Origin of the sequence: Ruminococcus bovis, assembly GCF_005601135.1 — a bacterium.
Classification (GTDB): Bacteria; Bacillota; Clostridia; order Oscillospirales; family Acutalibacteraceae; genus Ruminococcoides; species Ruminococcoides bovis.
The window spans coordinates 135,960-155,063 of sequence record NZ_CP039381.1 but is presented as its reverse complement, the minus strand read 5'-3'; the positions used below and the strand labels follow the sequence as shown (position 1 = coordinate 155,063).

The 19,104-nt window shown below is 31.6% G+C and carries 15 protein-coding genes and 1 pseudogene; 14 read left to right on the top strand and 2 right to left on the bottom strand.

What is annotated here, in order from left to right:
- Positions 1-4: 4 nt before the first annotated feature.
- The 3 genes from ilvN to E5Z56_RS00715 all read left to right on the top strand — a co-directional run bounded on the left by ilvN (position 5) and on the right by E5Z56_RS00715 (position 3,589).
- Complete coding sequence (ilvN, locus tag E5Z56_RS00725; protein WP_022505013.1) at positions 5-511, top strand: acetolactate synthase small subunit; 507 nt, start codon at positions 5-7, stop codon at positions 509-511.
- A 72-nt stretch (positions 512-583) separates the two neighbouring features.
- Complete coding sequence (ilvC, locus tag E5Z56_RS00720) at positions 584-1,603, top strand: ketol-acid reductoisomerase (RefSeq protein WP_138156076.1); 1,020 nt, start codon at positions 584-586, stop codon at positions 1,601-1,603.
- A 243-nt stretch (positions 1,604-1,846) separates the two neighbouring features.
- Positions 1,847-3,589 carry a leucine-rich repeat protein gene (locus tag E5Z56_RS00715; RefSeq protein ID WP_138156075.1) on the top strand — a complete coding sequence of 581 codons (1,743 nt, stop codon included), beginning with the start codon at positions 1,847-1,849 and terminating at the stop codon, positions 3,587-3,589.
- 56 nt (positions 3,590-3,645) lie between these two features.
- On the opposite strand, the gene E5Z56_RS00710 is transcribed toward E5Z56_RS00715, so the two are convergent.
- The gene (locus E5Z56_RS00710; RefSeq protein ID WP_138156074.1) at positions 3,646-3,879 is read right to left on the bottom strand and encodes a hypothetical protein; all 234 of its coding nucleotides are present in this window, start codon (positions 3,877-3,879) and stop codon (positions 3,646-3,648) included.
- 54 nt (positions 3,880-3,933) lie between these two features.
- A complete protein-coding gene (gene murC, locus E5Z56_RS00705; protein WP_330225103.1) occupies positions 3,934-5,310 on the bottom strand; it encodes a UDP-N-acetylmuramate--L-alanine ligase in 1,377 nt (458 codons plus the stop codon).
- A 136-nt stretch (positions 5,311-5,446) separates the two neighbouring features.
- Here murC and rlmD (E5Z56_RS00700) point away from each other — a divergent pair, with 136 nt between their 5' ends.
- The 11 genes and pseudogenes from rlmD (E5Z56_RS00700) to E5Z56_RS00650 all read left to right on the top strand — a co-directional run bounded on the left by rlmD (E5Z56_RS00700) (position 5,447) and on the right by E5Z56_RS00650 (position 18,920).
- Positions 5,447-6,814 carry a 23S rRNA (uracil(1939)-C(5))-methyltransferase RlmD gene (gene rlmD / locus E5Z56_RS00700; RefSeq protein ID WP_138156073.1) on the top strand — a complete coding sequence of 456 codons (1,368 nt, stop codon included), beginning with the start codon at positions 5,447-5,449 and terminating at the stop codon, positions 6,812-6,814.
- A gap of 19 nt (positions 6,815-6,833) precedes the next feature.
- Complete coding sequence (locus tag E5Z56_RS00695) at positions 6,834-7,457, top strand: leucine-rich repeat domain-containing protein (protein ID WP_138156072.1); 624 nt, start codon at positions 6,834-6,836, stop codon at positions 7,455-7,457.
- Positions 7,458-7,894: 437 nt separating this feature from the next.
- The gene (locus E5Z56_RS00690; RefSeq protein ID WP_175405322.1) at positions 7,895-8,800 is read left to right on the top strand and encodes a hypothetical protein; all 906 of its coding nucleotides are present in this window, start codon (positions 7,895-7,897) and stop codon (positions 8,798-8,800) included.
- Positions 8,801-8,908: 108 nt separating this feature from the next.
- Positions 8,909-10,057, top strand: coding sequence for a 23S rRNA (uracil(1939)-C(5))-methyltransferase RlmD (gene rlmD / locus E5Z56_RS00685; protein ID WP_138156070.1), 1,149 nt, complete (start codon positions 8,909-8,911; stop codon positions 10,055-10,057).
- A 43-nt stretch (positions 10,058-10,100) separates the two neighbouring features.
- Positions 10,101-12,680: an McrB family protein gene (locus E5Z56_RS00680; RefSeq protein ID WP_138156069.1), complete on the top strand. Its 2,580-nt coding sequence runs from the start codon at positions 10,101-10,103 to the stop codon at positions 12,678-12,680.
- A 14-nt stretch (positions 12,681-12,694) separates the two neighbouring features.
- Positions 12,695-14,010 (top strand): annotated as a pseudogene (locus E5Z56_RS00675) (McrC family protein).
- A gap of 131 nt (positions 14,011-14,141) precedes the next feature.
- Entirely contained in the window at positions 14,142-14,726 is a 585-nt protein-coding gene (locus tag E5Z56_RS00670) for an L-2-amino-thiazoline-4-carboxylic acid hydrolase (protein ID WP_138156068.1), read from the top strand.
- Between the two features lie 203 nt (positions 14,727-14,929).
- A complete protein-coding gene (locus tag E5Z56_RS00665) occupies positions 14,930-15,508 on the top strand; it encodes a TetR/AcrR family transcriptional regulator (protein ID WP_138156067.1) in 579 nt (192 codons plus the stop codon).
- Positions 15,509-15,672: 164 nt separating this feature from the next.
- Positions 15,673-17,871: a 1,4-alpha-glucan branching protein GlgB gene (glgB, locus tag E5Z56_RS00660; RefSeq protein ID WP_138156066.1), complete on the top strand. Its 2,199-nt coding sequence runs from the start codon at positions 15,673-15,675 to the stop codon at positions 17,869-17,871.
- A 180-nt stretch (positions 17,872-18,051) separates the two neighbouring features.
- Positions 18,052-18,528, top strand: a complete 477-nt coding sequence (locus tag E5Z56_RS00655; RefSeq protein WP_138156065.1) for an immunoglobulin-like domain-containing protein — start codon at positions 18,052-18,054, stop codon at positions 18,526-18,528.
- A gap of 8 nt (positions 18,529-18,536) precedes the next feature.
- Positions 18,537-18,920, top strand: a complete 384-nt coding sequence (locus E5Z56_RS00650) for a hypothetical protein (RefSeq protein WP_138156064.1) — start codon at positions 18,537-18,539, stop codon at positions 18,918-18,920.
- Positions 18,921-19,104: the final 184 nt, after the last annotated feature.

Below are 19,104 nucleotides of genomic sequence, written 5' to 3'. Positions count from 1 at the left end.
TAAGATGAAATATACTTTATCAGTTATTGTTGAGAACTGTTCCGGTGTATTGTCAAAGATTTCCGGTCTTTTCTCAAGAAGAGCATTTAACATTGACAGTCTAGCCGTTGGTGTAACAAGTAATCCTAAAATCTCTAGAATTACAATTGTTACTGATGGTGACGAATATGTAGTTGAACAGATTGAAAAACAACTAAACAAGCTTATCCCTGTTATCAAGGTTAAACGCCTTGAAGAGGGTGAATATATAGGTCGTGAATTACTCTTAATTAAAGTTTCTTGTACAAGTAAAAAACGAGAAGAAATTATGGGTATTGCACAACTTGTTCAAGCTAAAATTGTAGATGTTTCATCATCTGCAGTAACCCTTGAATATAGCGAAGAAGCTGACAAAATCGACATTTTGCTTGAATTACTGAGACCTTTTGGTATCAAGGAAATTGTTCGTACAGGTAAAGTAGCTATTGAAAAGGGACATGGTGAAGCCTATCACAGTGGCTTCAATGATTAAGCGATTAACTAGCATTAAATTTTTCATGCTATTTAACCTTATATTATGCCAATTTTAAGGGAGGAATATAAAATGGCAGCAAGAATTTTTTATCAACAGGATTGTGATCTTAACTTATTAAAGGACAAGACTGTAGCAATTATCGGTTACGGTTCACAGGGTCACGCACATGCACTTAACCTAAAGGATAGTGGCGTTAAGGTTATTGTTGGTCTTTACAACGGTTCTAAGAGCTGGGCTAAAGCAGAAGCTCAGGGTTTTGAAGTATTTACAGCAGCAGAAGCAGCTAAGCAGGCTGACATCATTATGATTCTAATCAATGATGAAAAGCAGGCAGCTATGTATAAGAAGGACATCGAACCAAACCTAGAAGAAGGCAACATGCTAATGTTCGCTCATGGTTTTGCAATTCACTTTGGTCAGATCGTACCTCCAGCTAACGTTGATGTTACAATGATCGCTCCTAAGGGACCTGGTCATACAGTACGTTCAGAATATCAGGCTGGTAAGGGCGTTCCTTGTCTAGTAGCTGTTGAACAGGATTACACAGGTATGGCTCAGCAGTTAGCTCTAGCATATTCAGCAGGTATCGGTGGTAGCCGTGCAGGTGTTCTAGAAACAACATTCAAGACAGAAACAGAAACTGACCTATTCGGTGAACAGGCTGTTCTATGTGGTGGTGTTTGTGCTCTAATGCAGGCTGGTTTTGAAACACTATGCGAAGCAGGTTATGACCCAAGAAATGCTTACTTTGAATGTATCCACGAAATGAAGCTAATCGTTGACCTAATTTATCAGTCAGGTTTCGAAGGTATGAGATATTCAATCTCTAACACAGCTGAATACGGTGACTACATCACAGGTCCAAAGATTGTTACAGAAGACACTAAGAAGGCTATGAAGCAGATTCTAGCAGACATCCAGAGTGGTGCTTTTGCTAAGGACTTCCTACTAGATATGTCACCAGCAGGTGGTCAGGCTCACTTCAGAGCTATGCGTAAGAATGCTGCTCAGCATCCATCAGAAATCGTTGGTAAGGAAATCCGTAAGCTATATAGCTGGGATGATGGCGATAAGCTAATCAACAACTAATTTTTAATTAGTTAATCATATTATCTATTCTGACTTATAAGGCTGTTCCGTTATGGGACAGCCTTTTTTCTGACTAATTTTGACTTATTTTAAGTAAATTTGATTTTTATTTTAAATAGAAAAAATTGTATAGTAAAGTTTTACAATAATAATGCTTATGTGTGTAATAAATTCTAGCATTTATTGAATAGTAAAGGATAAGAAAAAATGATAAAATACTAACAGGATAAAAGGAGGAATATTATGAAAAAATTATTATCCATTGTTTTGGCAGTTTTAATGTGTATGACTGCTATGACAACAGCAATTTCTGTTTCTGCTAAAGAAACAAATACTGTAGAAACTTCTGCAACAGTAGGCAACATCTCTTGGGGTGTTAGTGGTGGTTACCTTTATATTGTAGGTTCAGGTGATTTACCTAACTTTAATGCTTACAGTGCACCATGGAGTTCTAAGTATCAGGAAATTAAGAGAGTAGTTATTGATGGCAATATCACTTCTATCGGTTCATATGCTTTTTATAATCTATCAAATCTTGTTTCTGTACAGTTTGATGGTGTTTCAAAGCTAACTAAGATTGGCGATAATGCTTTTAGTTATTGTACTTCTTTAACTGATATTACTTTACCTTCAACAGTTAAAAGTGTAGGCAAGAATGTTTTTTATAATTGTAAGGCTATGACTAATTTTACAACAAATTGTAGTGCTTCTTACGGTGACTATGCTTTTGAATATTGTACAAATCTAAAGACAGTTAATGCTCCAAAGTCTAAGTCATTTGGTAGCAATGCTTTTTATGGTTGTGATAATCTTACAAAGGCAAACCTAGGTAATGCAACACTAGGTGAGTATTGTATGTACAATAACGATAAACTGGTTAGCCTTACTGCAGGTTCACTAAACAAAAGAGCAGTTTATAGTGCTGATAATCTAACTTCACTTAATATTAGAAATGCAAAGTTTATTAAGGGCTTTGCTTTATACAACCTACCTAAGTTAACTTCTGTTAGTACAAATGCAACTTCTATTGATGCTGATGCATTCTTTGGTTCAGAAAATATTAAGACAATTAACCTACCAAAGGTAAAAGTAATTCAGGATTATACTTTCAAAAATGCTAAGAAACTACAAACAGTAAAACTTGGTTCAGCACAGAAAATCGGTAAATATGCGTTTTATGGTTGTACTAACCTAACAACAATTACCGGTACATATAATGTTAAGAGAGTTGATAACTTTGCATTCGATAGTTGTAAAAAGTTAAAGAAGTTTACTTCTTCTAATAAGCTAACTTACATTGGTTATCAGTCATTCTTTAATTGCCAGAATATGACAGGTTCAATCAATTTCTCAAATGTAACATATGTTGATGATACTGCTTTTGCTAATTGTAAAAAGTTAGCATCAACACTTAACTTCAGAAAAGTTACTTATATTGGTACAGATGCTTTCTTTAACTGTCAAAAGCTAAAGGGTAATACACTAGGTACTAAACTTAAGAAACTAGGCTCAAAAGCATTTATCGGTTGCAGTAGCATCAGTTCACTGTATGTACCTTCAACTTGTAAGAATACAGGTTATGATATTTTTGTAAAGAAGGTAACTTCTGTTAAAGACTCTAACGGTTATCTAACATATAAGTACTATCCAAACAGTAAGAAGATTACAATTTACGGTAACAAAGGTTCAGGTATTCAATCTTATGCAAAGCTATATAAGAACCCATTTAAGTATGCTGTTAAATCAGTTTCTGTAAATAGCACAAAGGTAGTAATTAAGAAAGGTAAGACTTTCAAATTAAAAACATATGTTAGCCCAACAAACTGTGGTAATAAAAAGGTTACTGTTAGAAGTAGCAACACTAAAATTGCAACAATTAACTCTAAGGGTGTAATCAAAGGCATCAAAAAGGGTAAATGCAAAATTACAGTTACTTCTCGTGATGGTTCACTAAAATCAAAAACAGTTACAGTAACAGTAAAATAAATTAATATTCTACTAACAAAAAAGCTCTATGAAACCAAGTTTCATAGAGCTTTAATTTATGCTTTTTTAAAAAATTTTTTACAGGTATTTATATCTTCTTCAACTTCTGAAATATCCATTGTGTAATAGGGAAAACCCATTTCACAATAAATTTCTATTAATTGTTCTTTAGGAATACCAAGTATCTCAGCAACTCTGCCGTGAGAGTACTCCAAATTATCAATTTTTGGGCGTAACTGTAAGGCTTTTTCCTTTAGTTTATCCATATCTTTATTAGAAAGTGCTGTCATAAAAATCACATCATTTCATATTACAAAATCTTCTACAATAGTAGAAATTACAGATTATTTATTTTCCAATGCCTTTACAATTTGGTTAGCACACATATATACATTACCACCACCCATTGTAAGTACAAGGTCGCCTTCCTTAGCATTCTTAACAATGTAGTCGGTAATTTCATCAAATGTATCAAGACATACTGAACCTGGAACTTTCTTGCCTAAATCAGTGTTGTAAACATTGTATGTGTTAGTTTCTCTAACCGGTAAAATAGCAGAGATAATTGCAGTATCAGGAATCTTTAGTGCCTTAGCAAAGTCATCCATTAATAGTGCAGTACGGCTGAATGTATGTGGCTGGAAAACTGCCCATACATGGTTGAAACCAAGCTCCATAGCAGTTTCTAGTGTAGAAGTTAATTCTGTTGGATGGTGAGCAAAGTCATCAACAACAGTAATGCCATTTGGTTTGCCCAGTAACTCAAATCTTCTGTGTACACCTGTGAACTTTGCAATGTTTTCTGCAATATCCTTAATTGGTACACCAAGATAATCTGCAACTGTAATTGCTGCAAGAGAATTATAAACATTGTGAATACCCGGTACTGATAGGTTAATCTTTGTTAAGAATTCACCTTGATACATTAAATCATAACTCTGAGTAACACCATGTCTTTGCATATTTGTTGCATAATAGTCATTTTCCATTGAAAGACCGAATGTAATCTTCTTAATGTTAACATCTTCAAGTGCATCTTCAGCATTTGCATTGTCACCGTTATAAACAACAAGGTTGCTTGTCTGATGAGCAAACTTATTAAATGACTTTTTGATGTTGTCAAGGTTCTTAAAGTAGTCAAGATGGTCAGCATCAATATTTAGGATAACTGAGATAAATGGGTGTAGCTGTAGGAAAGAGTCAACATATTCACAAGCCTCACAAACCATAATATCACTTTTACCAACATGACTGTTGCCACCAATGTATGGTAGCTTACCACCAATAATAGCTGATGGGTCTTTCTTTGAACCAACAAGAATTTGAGTTAACATACCTGTTGTAGAAGTCTTACCGTGAGTACCACTGATAGCAACACTCTTTTTGTAGTGACTTACTACAATACCTAACATTTCTGAACGCTCAAGTGTTGGAATACCCATTTCTCTTGCTGCAACAAGTTCAGGGTTGTCATCTTTGATTGCTGCTGTGTAGCAAAGAACATCAGGCTTTGCATCCTTAATATTCTCTGCATTTTGTCCCATATATACCTTAATGCCATAGTTACGGATTCTCTCCAGAGTGTCACCCTCTGCAATGTCAGAACCTGTAATTTCATAACCCTTTGCTAAAAGAATTTCTGCTAGTGGACACATACCACTACCACCAATTCCCATAAAATGAATTCTTTTTTTATCGTCTAAAAAATGCTTTTTATCCACAATAATTACCTCTTTAATTTATTTATAGTTCCATTATATAATTTTATAAGATAAATTGCAATTACTATAACAGATATTTTATAAAATTGTTGATTTGACTATGTATAAATGTTAAAATTAAGATATGAAAAAAATTATGACTATTAAGAAAAATGACAGATTAATAATTGATATAACCGGCACAACAAGTGAGGGTTATGGTGTAGGCAAAAGTGATGAGGGTATTGCAATTTTTGTACCTAATTCAGCAGTAGGTGACAGGGTAGATGTACTGATTGTTAAGGTGCTAAAGCGTTATTGCTTTGGTAAAGTGATGGAAATTATTAAGCCATCAGAATATAGACAAGAAGTAGATTGTAAAGTTTTCCTAAAATGTGGTGGATGTTGTTACCGTCATATTACCTATGATGCTGAATTAAAAATTAAGGAGCAAAAAGTAAAGGATGCTATTGCAAGAATTGCAGGTCTTAATGTAAAAATCAATCCTATTGTAGGTGCAGATTTACCGGATAATTATAGAAACAAAGCACAGTTTCCTTTAGCCAAAAATAAAGACGGTAATGTTGAAATGGGTTTCTATGGTTTTCATAGCCATAGGGTGGTTGATACCGATACTTGTTTATTGCAACCTATAATTTTTGATAAGGTAATGGCAGTGGTTAAGGATTATTTGCAAACCACTAATGAAACTATCTATGATGAAACAACCCACAAAGGTTTAGTTAGACATTTGTATGTTAGATATGGGGAAAAAACAGGTGAAGTGATGGTTTGTCTTGTTATTAACGGTGACAAACTAAAGGATGAAACTTTGCTTGTTAATTCTCTAAAAGAAAATATACCTAACCTAAAAAGTGTTGTAGTTAATTCTAATAAAGAAAAAACAAATGTAATTACAGGTACAAAAAATAGAGCAATCTATGGTGACACTTATATTATTGACAACTTATGTGGACTTAATTTCAGAATTTCTCCAAATAGTTTTTATCAAGTTAACCATAGCCAAGCAGAGAAACTTTATAACAAAGCTAAAGAATATGCTAACCTTACTGGTGAAGAAAATCTAATTGACCTTTATTGTGGTACAGGTACAATCGGTCTTACAATGGCTAATGAATGTAAAAGTTTAATTGGTGTTGAAATTGTACCTCAGGCTATTAAAGATGCTAAACTTAACGCAAAGTTAAATAATATTAAGAACGCACAGTTTATTTGTGGTGATGCAACAAAGTGTGGAGAAAAGCTAAAGAATGACAATATTTCTCCTGATGTTGTAGTTGTTGACCCACCAAGAAAAGGGTTAACTGAGGACTTGATACTTTCTATTAAAGCAATGTCACCAAAGAGAGTTGTTTATGTTTCTTGCGACCCGGGAACTTTAGCTCGTGATTTAAAGTTCTTTGCAGATAATGATTATTCTCCTGTAGAATTAACCCCATTTGACCTTTTCCCTCGTACCAGCCATGTGGAAAATGTAGTTTTGCTGACTAAAGTACACAAGTGATATTTGAAAGGAAAGAAAAATGAACCTTCAACTTTGTACTGACCATTCAAGAATATATGAAGATTTTGTGAGAGATATAAGACAAGATGATAGTTATCCGTTTATAAGACACATTGAAGATTATAATGGTGAATCAGTTATAAAATTATGTCCATCACAACATCAATTTGTAACATCATATCAGCAAAAGAAGATTACAGAAAGTTTCGTTGATTTTTTACTGAAAGACTCATATCCTATTGTTGAGATGCAGGTTTGTACAATTATAAATCAAAAGGTTTTTGATGCAATATGTAATCAAAGAAATTTGGAATCTTTAAGAATAAAGTGCTTTAGAGGTAAAGATATTTCAAGTATTACAAATCTAACTAAGTTGAAAAAATTGTTTATTGAAAGTGGTTCAGGTATAGAAGATATTTCTTGTTTGGCTGATATGACACAACTTGAAGTATTGATATTAGGAGAAACTAAGAAAATATATGATTATTCTTGCCTTGGTAAATTGAAAAATTTGAAAGTATTTGGAGTTTGCCACTACCAAACAAATATTAGTAGAACAAAATTAAAGATGAAGTCAAACGATTTTATAAATGAAATGCCAAATTTGGAATGGGTAGATTTGGATGATTGCAAAATCGGATAATTGGGATTTTTCCTATGTGTAAAGATAAACTAGGGTTTGTCTTTTTAATTTTGATTGTGGGTAAAGGAAAATTTGCAAAATTATCATACCTATTATTAAAAGAAAAGTGTGGCTAACAGGTGTAGGGGACATCATTGATGTCCCGTTACAAATTAGCCTTTATATTGGTATTTTGTTCTATGTAGATATTTTTAATTTATAGTCCGTAAATAGGACAAAAATCCCATAGGTATCACACTTTTTAACGGGCGAACATTGTTCGCCCCTACAACTGTAACCAATAATTTGATATAAATTACACCAGCAACCACAAATTTGCAGAACTGATTTATCTTATTAAAAAATATAATATTAATTTAAAATAACAAAGAACATTTATGAAACAATTTATCAAAAACGCAATACCCTACATATCCACATTATTACTAGTTGGGTTAATGGTAGGGATAGCTGAATTACTTAATGAAAAAGAAATAATTTTCCCGGAGATAACTGCACTTGCAGTTGGCTATATGGTAGCACAAAAGAGAAGTTGGAAAGTCAACGGAAAAAGAATGTTACTGTTGATAACAATATGTGCAACTGTTGGTGTGCTGATAGTTAGATACAGTGGACTAACACTTTTCCCACAAATGATAATTGCCTTTTCTTTTGCACAAATATTATTTATGTTTTCCGGTACAACCTTTGCACCATTTGTGTCTGCAATAGTGTTGCCGGTTATGATGCAAACCAAAAGTTTCATTTATCCAATTTCAGCAGTTGTACTGACTATATTGGTAATAGGTTTTCATCAGTTATTTTTAAAAATGGAAATTAGACAAGATGAAGAATATATACCTGTAATGTTAAACAGTAAAGATGATATTATTGATACTGCACTAAGGATAGTTTGTGTTGCTATTGTTGGTTTTGTGGCAATTTATTTTGATTTTAAATTTGTAATTGCACCACCACTTTTAGTAGCATTTACGGAATTTTCTCGACCAAGAAATAAAGTGAGAAACAAACCTATAAAAACTGTTTTGGTTATAACAGGTTGTGCCTTAGTAGGCTCATTGTCTAGATATTTATTTACTATTAAACTGGATTTACCACTAACAGTTTCAGCTTTAATTGCTACATTAATAATGCTTTTAATTTTAACCTACACAAAAATGTATATGCCACCTGTTGGAGCAATTACAATATTAAGTATGATAATCCCACAAAGTAGTGTAATAACATATCCACTACAGATATTTGTAGGTAGTGTTGTGATTATCCTATTATCAAGAGTATTCTTTATGTGGAGACAAGATAAAAAGATATACGAAAATGATTATGAACTAACTGCACATTAAGTTGTGCAGTTTTTTAATTGATTACAATAGTGAAACCATATAATTAAAAGTATCTATTTCCACATTATTATGTTATAATGATAAAAAATAGAGAAAAGAGTTTTTAAGATGGAAAAAGAATTAATTTGTCCTGTATATAAAAAGTGCAATGGCTGTCAGCTAATGAATATGCCATATGAACAACAACTAAGTTGGAAACAAAATAAGGTAGAAAGATGCCTTTCGCAATTCTGTAATGTAAAGAAAATTATAGGTATGGATTCACCCTATAATTATAGAAATAAGGTTCAAACTGTATACCGTACAACAAAAGGTGGCAGAATTATCAGTGGTGTTTTTCAGTCATCAAATAACGGTATTGTTGGTGTTGAGCATTGTCTGTTAAACAGTAAGCGTAGTGACAAGATTGCTATTGCAGTAAAAACAGTTCTAAAGAACCTAAATATTCCTATCTATAACCCTAAAACAGACAAAGGCTTTTTCAAAAATATTTTAGTCCGTACTGCTCAGAATACAGGTGAAATTCTCCTAACAGTTGTTACGGCTAAAGGTAAATTCCCTAAAGAAAAAGAATTTGTCAAAGGTGTTCTTAAACTATTCCCAAAGATTACAACTATTGTACATAACATAAACCCTAACCCTACAAAAATGAAACTGGGTTCATATGAAAAGGTGCTTTATGGTAAAGGTACAATTATGGATGTACTATGTGGTTGTAAGTTTGAAATTTCTCCAAAGTCTTTTTATCAAGTGAATTCACTTCAAACAGAAGTCCTTTACAAAACTGCAATTAAATTTGCTCAGCTAAATAAGGATGATGTTGTGCTGGATGCTTATTGTGGTATAGGTACAATCGGACTTGTAGCATCAAAATATGTTAAAAGTGTAGTTGGTGTAGAGGTTAACCCTCAAGCAGTAGAAGATGCTAAGAAAAATAAAGAACTTAATAAGAAGAGTAACATAAATTTCTATTGTAAAGATGCCGGTGAATTTATGACTGAAATGGCAGATGAAGAAGTAACTTCACCAAATGTTGTTTTTGTTGACCCACCAAGAGCAGGTTGTAGTAGAGAATTCCTAGATTCTCTCTGTGAGCTTTCACCGGATAAAATTGTTTATGTAAGTTGTAACCCCGAAACCTTGGAAAGAGACTTGCATTATCTAACTACAAAAGATTATTCCGTTACCAAAATCCAACCTGTGGATATGTTCCCTCATACAAACCACATTGAGACGGTGTGTTTGCTTAGTAGATGATTTGAAAAATTAATTATATTTTCTAATATTGAGGTAATTAGTTATGGCAGAGTGGATATTTTTTGAAAAGTCAAGTCAATTTGATCTTGAAAAATCGTTTATCATTAAAAATAGAATTAATTGGGAACAAAATGTAAACGTAAATATAAATGATATAGTTTATATTTATCTATCAGAACCAATTAATTCAATAAAATATAAGTGCAAAGTTAATAAAATTAACCTTTCTTTTGCAGAAATTGATGATAATGAGTATTTTATTTCTGAAAACAATAATGATAAGAAATACATAGAATTAGAGCTAATTAGCACTCTTAAGGGTACATTATTTGAAAGAAAATTTTTGGAACTTCATAATTTTAACACATCTAATGAACCGATTATTGCTAATTTTAAATTAATAAATTATTTTAATCTTATTGAAAAATTACAAAAAGCTGATGAGCTGGATCCGGATATTCACGACGGTTCATATGAATTGGTAAGAAAAACTATTGATGAATATGCAAAGATGAAAGACTTAAGTGATATTGACTATAAAGATTTAGATCTTGTATATTTAATGACTATCGGTACATGGAAACAGTCTGTTAATAACAAAAAGAAAAAAATAACAGATAGCAATTTACCGAATAAAAGCAAAGATATAATCTGTGATTTATTAGATGAAATTTGGGCTAAAGCAAATAATGACGAATATAGCAATAAAGATGACAATGGAAATCCCAGTATAGGAATGTTTGGTACAGGATTCTTTACATTTAAGAGAAATAATAATGATAATAATGAATCTTCTAGAGCATTTATTCAAATGTTAATAGATATTAGTAGTATGACTAATGAAAATAATATTTTAAAAAGATGTTCTGAGACTCTTTCTGATAAAATTAAGGGGATGAAATCGGCATCAGCATCAGTTATACTTCATTGTTTAAAGCCTACTGTATTTCCTATTTTTAATTCTAATATGGGTAATGAAAATATCTTTAAATATCTTGGTGTGAAGATGAGAAAAGAAGAAAAACTTAGTACCTATATTGATAATGTTAGGCAAGTTAAGTCTATGCGTGACGATAATTTTAAAATTAAAAATTATCGCATTTTTGATTTAGCAGCACGATTAATAGGTGAGGAAAATGACGAAACTCAACCAACATTAAAGGAGGTTACAATAAAAGTGAATCAAGATAGTCAACCAAATATAAATCATCCTAAAATTGAATATGACAAGAATATGATTCTTTATGGACCTCCGGGAACAGGTAAAACTTACAGTACAGCAATTTATGCTGTAGCTATTTGTGAGAACAAACCATTAGATGAAGTTAAAAATATGGATTACAATGATGTTATAGGTTGTTATAATAAACTTAAAAGTCATGGAAGAATAGCATTTACAACATTTCATCAATCATATGGATATGAGGAGTTTATTGAAGGTATTAGACCGGCATTAGAAAAAAGTGAATCAGAAAACTTGGAATATAAGATTGAATCCGGTGTATTCAAAAAATTCTGTGAGTCTGCCAGAAAAACTAATAGAGATAATGAATTTACAGGCAAAATTTGGGCTATTCGTAGTGGAGCCGGAGATCATGATATAGATTTTGATTATACTGATTATCTATATGCAAATGGTGTAGTGATGGTTGAATCTATTGAAGATGACAAAAGACAATGCAATCTTTTCAACAGAATAGAAAAAGATGATATTGTAATATTGGGAAGAGAAAATAAACTTTATGCTTTTGGTGTTGTAACCGATTCTAAACCAACTAAGATTGACTGTGGTCCTTTTCATTGGCAGAGAAAAGTTAAATGGAATAAAATCAATATAGATAAAGATTTTACTGATATTGGTAGTCCGGAAATATGTGTATCAAATTTTGCAGTTGCACAATCAAAAATTAATGTTAAAAATCTTTATCAATTATTAGATATTGATGAACCATATGTATTTATAATTGATGAAATTAATAGAGGTAATATATCCAAAATTTTCGGAGAATTAATTACCTTAATTGAAGACACAAAACGTGAAGGTACGAATGAACAAATGTCATCCATTCTTCCTTATTCAGGAAAACCGTTTAGCGTTCCATCAAATGTATATATTATCGGAACAATGAATACAGCAGATCGTTCCATAGCATTGATGGATACTGCTCTTAGAAGAAGATTTCAGTTTGTTGAGATGATGCCAAATACGGATATACTTAGAAACATAGGTGCAGATCATATTGATGATTTAGATGTTGCAAAAATGTTGGATGTAATCAACGAGAGAATAACTTTTCTTTATGATAGGGAGCATACTATTGGTCATGCTTTATTTACTAAACTTAAAGATAATCCAAATATAGAAACACTTGCATCTATATTTCGAAAGTCTGTTATGCCACTTTTACAGGAGTATTTTTATGAAGATTATCAAAAAATACAACTTGTACTTGGGGATAATGGTAAGACTGAATCTAGTCATAAATTTATAATTGATGAAAAGGTTAAAGTGAAATCTATCTTTAAAGGCTATGTGGATGATGTAGTAGATTTACCGGAATATAAATATACTATTAATGAAAGTGCTTTTATGAATTTAGAGGCTTATAAAGAAATAATCTAAAGTGTGGTGATTGAATGAATAAATTATTAGAGGTAGTTGAGTATGATACAATTACATGTAATAGTGATTATATTGATGACAGCGATTATAAATATCTTGATGAGAAGATATTTCAAAATCTAATTAATTTTATTCATGAATTTACCACCGATAGTGAAGATTCAGATGTATTGAACTATATGCGAATATCCTATAAGCGTAATGTAGGAGAAATTGTAGTTGCTAAGAATTATGTTGGTCTAATTCAAATGGAAAATGGATTTCAAATTCAAATACTTCCCAAAATAAGTTTTTCTGATAACGAAGATCCACAAAATAGAGAAACAAAGAAAATTTTTTTAAAAATGTTGCGTAGTATAAAGGATTTACCTTTTAAATCATTTAGTAATTCAAATCTAAAATAGATAATATGAATTTATATGAGATTTTTATTAATATGTATTTGCAAGAAACAAGAAAACTGATTAAAAAAGGCCTTAAATCTTCCTATGTTCAGCAAGAAGATAGTTTACATTATTACAAAGGTAAACTACAAGTATCTAAGCATATAAAAAGTAATGTTATACATAAAGAAAAATTCTTTGTTTCATATGATGAATTTTATCCTAATTGTCCAGAAAATAAATTAATAAAATCTACTTTATTAAAATTAAAAAATATTACTAATAGTGCTGAAAATTCAAAAGAAATTAGACAGTTATTGTATGCATTTGAAATGGTTGAACCATCTATAAATTATCAAAAAGACTTTTCCAATGTTGTAATAAACAGAAACAATAAGGATTATGAGATTCTGATAGTGTGGTCAAAAGTATTCTTATTGAACAAGAGTTTTACTACATTTTCAGGTAAAAACACCTCAAAAGCATTGTTGTTTCCTATGGAAAAAGTATTCGAAAGTTATGTTGCACAACAAATTAAGAAGATACTACAACAGGATGAATGGAAAGTTTCTATACAAGATAGAGGTTATTATTTGTTTGATGAACCTAGGAAAAAATTCGCAATAAAGCCTGATATTGTATGTAGAAAGAATAATCGTACTGTAATTATGGATACCAAATGGAAAAGGTTAATTAATGATGAATCTAAGAATTATGGTATTTCTCAAAGTGATATGTACCAAATGTATGCTTATTCAAAAAAATATAATTCATCAGAAATATGGTTGCTATATCCTTTAAATGATAAAATGATAGAGAAATCAAAAATTAAATTTTCTTCTGATGATGGCACAATTGTGAATATATATTTTGTTGATGTTGCAAATATAGAAAACAGTTTATTTGATTTAAAAAATAGGTTGGAAGAAAATAATCAATTACAATAATTATTTATATATTGATGTTTAATTCTACTGATAAACATATCATATATGGATAATGGATCTTCAGTGTATTTTATTTAGGAATATTAGTGTATTAAAGTGAATTTATAAGTATTATTTGTGAGGTGTATATAATGAAAATTAAGCAACAAAAGCAGATTAGAGCATATTTAGTTAGAGAGTTTGGTGAAGAAAATGGAACGGAGCTTTTTAGCAATCAAGAAAAAATACTGAATACAATCATAGCAAACACTCATAATAAAACAGAAAACCAGATGAATACCCTTATCACTACAATACTTCCTCGTATTGCTTTGTACAAGGCTCTGTTAAAAGCTGATTTATCCAATGAAGATGTACATAACTATATGCAAAAGTATATGATTAATGAAGTAGCAGAGAAAAAACATTTTTCAACTGCGAAAATGGAGCTTGTACCGTTTTTCTATAAGATTTACAGCAGTGTATTTCTTAATGTTGTTCGTAATAGTGATTTATGGGTAAGTGAACAAAATTGTGGAAAAGATTACTTTGATGTTACTATGAAAAAGTGTCTATGGCATACTGCTTGTGTAGAAAATGGTTGTGAAGAACTTTGTCCTTTATTTTGTGATGTTGATGATATTACATACGGTGGACTTAAGAAAATCGGCTTTAAAAGAACAAAAACTCTAGGTTATGGTGGAGATTGTTGTGATTTTCATTTTTATAAAAAGTAGTTTACTTTGAATTTTTAATAAGAAATATTGCGTATAATTTTAAATTTAATAATCAAAAAATCCTCTTATTGTTTAGTCAATGAGGGGATTTTTCTTTTGAAGAATATTATATTAATAAATTATTTAAGGAAATGTTTATTTACTATTTACTTTATACTTACCGTTCGGTAAAATAATAATATACATTACAAGGTTGTGATATTATGGCTAATGAACAAACACGGCTGAAAATATTACAAGTATCAATAGAATTATTTTATGAAAAAGGCTATGATGCAGTAGGTGTTCAGGAAATTGCTGACAAATGCGAATTAACCAAACCGGCACTTTATTATCATTTTAAGAACAAGTCCGGTATTCTTGAGGGCATAATGCAACAGTACATTGACCCTGTAGTTGTAAAACTTAGGGAAGTAGTTAACAGTAGCAATACATTTGAAGACAGTCTTCATAATTTTGCTTATTGCTATGTGTCAGAAGGTTGTGAAAATTTACACCTTTACCTAATGTTAATGACTATGCAGTATAGCCCACCAATGAGTGAATTTAACAATGTTTTTATTCGTCATTGTACAGAGATTAATAACATTGTAAAGTCAATTTTCATAAATGCTAGAGGATTACTTGGTAATATGAACGGTAGGGAAAACCAATTTGCAACAACTTTCCTTGGTATGATTGGTTTCCATATGTATGAATATCATTCAGAAAAAGAACCTAAGATGAATAAATCAGCAGTTGATATGATTATTCATCAGTTTCTTCATGGTATTTATTCTTGAAGGGAATATTAATTTTGAAAAATATTGCTAATTGTGGAATTTGCACAAAATATGTCGCAAAATTTATATGTGAGTTTTTCAAAATGTATTGAATTATAATAAAAAAATTGATAAAATATACTTATTAAATGTAAGTTGTACACATTGAAGGAGTGTTAATATAAATGGATTACAAATTTAATGATTCTCGTACACCCCTCGAACTATTCCATGCAGGTGATTCTGTTAGAGCCTATGAGTTTATGGGTGCTCATAGAGTTAATTGGGATAATCGTGATGGTGTAGTTTTCAGAGTATGGGCACCAAATGCTCTCTCTGTTTCTGTTGTTGGTAACTTCAACGGTTGGAATAACGATGCTAACTATATGTACAAAATCAGTGAAGCCGGTGTTTGGGAACTTTTCATCGAGGGTATTCAGCAGTACGATATTTATAAATACTGTGTTGAAACACCTTGGAACGAAAGACAACTAAAGTCCGACCCATATGCTTTCCATTCTCAGACAAGACCTGATAATGCATCTATGTTCTATGATTTAAGTGGTTTTGAATGGGAAGATGACCAGTGGATTAAGGATAAGGAGTCATCAAACCACCTAGAAAAGCCAATGAATATTTACGAAATTCATGCAGGTTCTTGGAGAAAATATATGGACGGTAGTGTGTTTAACTATCGCAAACTTGCTGAAGAACTTGTTCCTTATGTAAAAGAAATGGGTTATACTCATGTAGAACTAATGCCTATTACAGAATACCCATTTGACGGTAGCTGGGGTTATCAGGTAACAGGTTACTATGCTCCAACTTCTCGTTATGGTACACCACATGACTTTATGGCATTTGTTGATGAATGTCACAAGGCAGGTATTGGTGTTATCCTTGACTGGGTTCCTGCTCATTTCCCTAAGGATGCTCATGGCTTAGGTCGTTTTGACGGCACAGCTTGTTATGAATATATTGATAGCCGTAAGGGTGAACATAAAGAATGGGGTACATATGTATTCGATTACTCAAGATATGAAGTAATTTCATTCCTAATTTCATCAGCTATGTATTGGGTAGATACTTACCACATTGATGGTATCCGTGTTGATGCAGTTGCTTCAATGCTATATCTTGACTATAACCGTCAAGATGGTGAGTGGGTTCCTAACCAGTATGGTGGCAGAGAACACCTAGAGGCTGTTGCATTTTTACAAAGACTAAATACAGTTATCCATATGTATCACCCTCATACAATGATGATTGCCGAAGAAAGCACATCTTGGCCAAAGGTTACAGGTCCTGTTGATGATGGTGGTTTAGGATTTGACTATAAGTGGAATATGGGTTGGATGAACGATATGCTTCATTATATGTCACTTGACCCATTATGGAGACCATTTAACCACGATAACCTTACATTCTCATTTATGTATTGCTTTAGTGAAAACTTTATCCTACCGATTTCTCATGATGAAGTTGTTTATGGTAAGGGCTCTCTAATCAATAAAATGCCGGGTGATTATGACCAGAAGTTTGCCGGTGTAAGACTATTCTTAGCTTATATGGCTGCTCATCCGGGTAAAATGCTAACATTTATGGGTTCAGAAATTGGACAGTTTGATGAATGGAATGCTGAAGAAAGTATTCAGTGGAATCTTCTTGAATATGAAAAGCATTGGAGATTAAAGGACTTTGTGTCTAAGCTAAATCATTTCTATATTACAGAAAGACCAATGCACGAAATTGATACTAACTGGGATGGCTTCCAGTGGATTCACCACAACGACTATACTCAGTCAATTATTGCATTCCGTAGAATTGATAAAGACGGCAATAACATTATTTGTGTATTTAACTTCCAGCCAATGCACAGAGTTGATTACAGAATCGGTGTACCATTCTATGGTGTATATGAAGAAGTATTCAATACTGATGATGAAGAATATGGTGGTTATGGTATTACAAATGGTAAGAGAATTATGTGTGAAGAAAAGCCAAGACATGATTCTAACTGGAGTATTGATTTATCAATTCCACCAATGAGTGCTATGTTCTTTAAGTGTGTTGAAAAGTTACCTGAACCTAAGAAAAAAGAAGAAAAGAAGGAAGAAAAGGTAACTAAGAAAGCACCTGCTAAGAAGACTACAACAAAGAAAACAACTAAGACAGCTACAAAAACAACTGCAAAGAAAACTACTGCTAAAAAGACAACAAAGAAAACTGTAAAAGCTACAGAAGAAAAGGTTGAGAAGAAAGCAGTAAAAACAGAACCTAAGGCTGAAGAAAAGCCAAAGATAGTTGCTAAAGCTGAACCAAAGGCTGAGGCTAAAACTGAAAAAGTAGCTGAAAAGAAAACAACAAAAACAACTGACAAATAAAGATAAAAAATTATTTGTTTTATATCTCCTCCAAGGGCAGTTTCTCGTAACAGAAACTGCCCTTTAAAATTATGGTGAAATATAATAAAAATTATTGACAATACCAAAATAAGGTGATATATTGAAGGTGGGTTAAATATATGATACTAAAGGGTTAATTAAAATCCCGGAGGTATTATTATGAAGAAAAGTGTGTTATTATGTATATCACTTGTATTGGTTGTTTTTATGGTAGGTTGTTCAAATACAAAGAATGAAAGTAAGATGACAACTACTAATAACACAACAACTACTGCAACTGACAGTAGCAAATCTATCGCAATTGTTACAACCGAAAAGTCGCAGTATCCTGTAAATGTTAGTGAGATAAAACTGACAGTTAAGAATAATTCTAAAAATAAATTATATTTTGGTGAGGACTTTTCTCTTGAGAAAAAAGTAAATAATAATTGGTCTGATGTACCAAAGACAACTAAGATTTCACCTGATACTATTTGCAAAGTGGATAAGGATAAAAGCTTTGATGTTTCTTTCGATATAGCTAACCAGTACAGTAACCTTGACAAGGGTGAGTATAGGGCAGTTGTAGAATTATCTAAAGATAAAAATGACTTATCAAATACTACAAAAGTCTATGCTGAGTTTACTTTAATGTAGGTGGTATGATGAGTAGTTGTAAATTAAAATTCATATTATTGCTTATTCCATTGATAGTTGTTACTTTCTTAGTAGGGTGTAATAATTCAAAAGGTGGAGAAGATGCATTAACTGTTTTTGATGTTAACAGTAGTAAGGTGCTGATTACCTACAACAACAAAACCACTGCTTTATCAGATGATAAGCAAAAAGAATTTGTAAGTCTAATTAAAAGTATTTATAAAGATACTGATGTTAAAGACGACAGTACTACAAAGTATGATATGAAAATCGACTTTAATAATGGAAATGTAGGAGAAGTTTCCACTGATAAAAAGGTCTTTAAATTCCAAAATAATGTTAAGAAAATCAGTGATGAAGATTTAAATTCATTGTTAGAATATGTAAAGTAAAGATTTCAAGCAACCTAGAAATAGGTTGCTTTTTCTTTTGCAACAAATAGTTGCTTGACATTAATACAATTTAATGGTTAAATAGATGTGTGGGTAATAAGTCTAATATTTTGCAAAAGTATTTCAAATTTTGATACATTTTGTTATGTGTAGCCCAATGACACATAGAGAGGTATCAGCTTTG

What these genes read in the sequence shown, in the direction of transcription:
- rlmD (WP_138156070.1), top strand. Translation starts at nt 8,909, where the DNA reads ATGGAAAAAGAATTAATTTGTCCTGTATATAAAAAGTGCAATGGCTGT.
- E5Z56_RS00695 (WP_138156072.1), top strand. Translation starts at nt 6,834, where the DNA reads ATGAACCTTCAACTTTGTACTGACCATTCAAGAATATATGAAGATTTT.
- E5Z56_RS00665 (WP_138156067.1), top strand. Translation starts at nt 14,930, where the DNA reads ATGGCTAATGAACAAACACGGCTGAAAATATTACAAGTATCAATAGAA.
- glgB (WP_138156066.1), top strand. Translation starts at nt 15,673, where the DNA reads ATGGATTACAAATTTAATGATTCTCGTACACCCCTCGAACTATTCCAT.
- E5Z56_RS00670 (WP_138156068.1), top strand. Translation starts at nt 14,142, where the DNA reads ATGAAAATTAAGCAACAAAAGCAGATTAGAGCATATTTAGTTAGAGAG.
- E5Z56_RS00650 (WP_138156064.1), top strand. Translation starts at nt 18,537, where the DNA reads ATGAGTAGTTGTAAATTAAAATTCATATTATTGCTTATTCCATTGATA.
- E5Z56_RS00710 (WP_138156074.1), bottom strand. Translation starts at nt 3,879, where the DNA reads ATGACAGCACTTTCTAATAAAGATATGGATAAACTAAAGGAAAAAGCC.
- E5Z56_RS00715 (WP_138156075.1), top strand. Translation starts at nt 1,847, where the DNA reads ATGAAAAAATTATTATCCATTGTTTTGGCAGTTTTAATGTGTATGACT.
- E5Z56_RS00680 (WP_138156069.1), top strand. Translation starts at nt 10,101, where the DNA reads ATGGCAGAGTGGATATTTTTTGAAAAGTCAAGTCAATTTGATCTTGAA.
- ilvN (WP_022505013.1), top strand. Translation starts at nt 5, where the DNA reads ATGAAATATACTTTATCAGTTATTGTTGAGAACTGTTCCGGTGTATTG.
- ilvC (WP_138156076.1), top strand. Translation starts at nt 584, where the DNA reads ATGGCAGCAAGAATTTTTTATCAACAGGATTGTGATCTTAACTTATTA.
- E5Z56_RS00655 (WP_138156065.1), top strand. Translation starts at nt 18,052, where the DNA reads ATGAAGAAAAGTGTGTTATTATGTATATCACTTGTATTGGTTGTTTTT.
- E5Z56_RS00690 (WP_175405322.1), top strand. Translation starts at nt 7,895, where the DNA reads ATGGTAGGGATAGCTGAATTACTTAATGAAAAAGAAATAATTTTCCCG.
- rlmD (WP_138156073.1), top strand. Translation starts at nt 5,447, where the DNA reads ATGACTATTAAGAAAAATGACAGATTAATAATTGATATAACCGGCACA.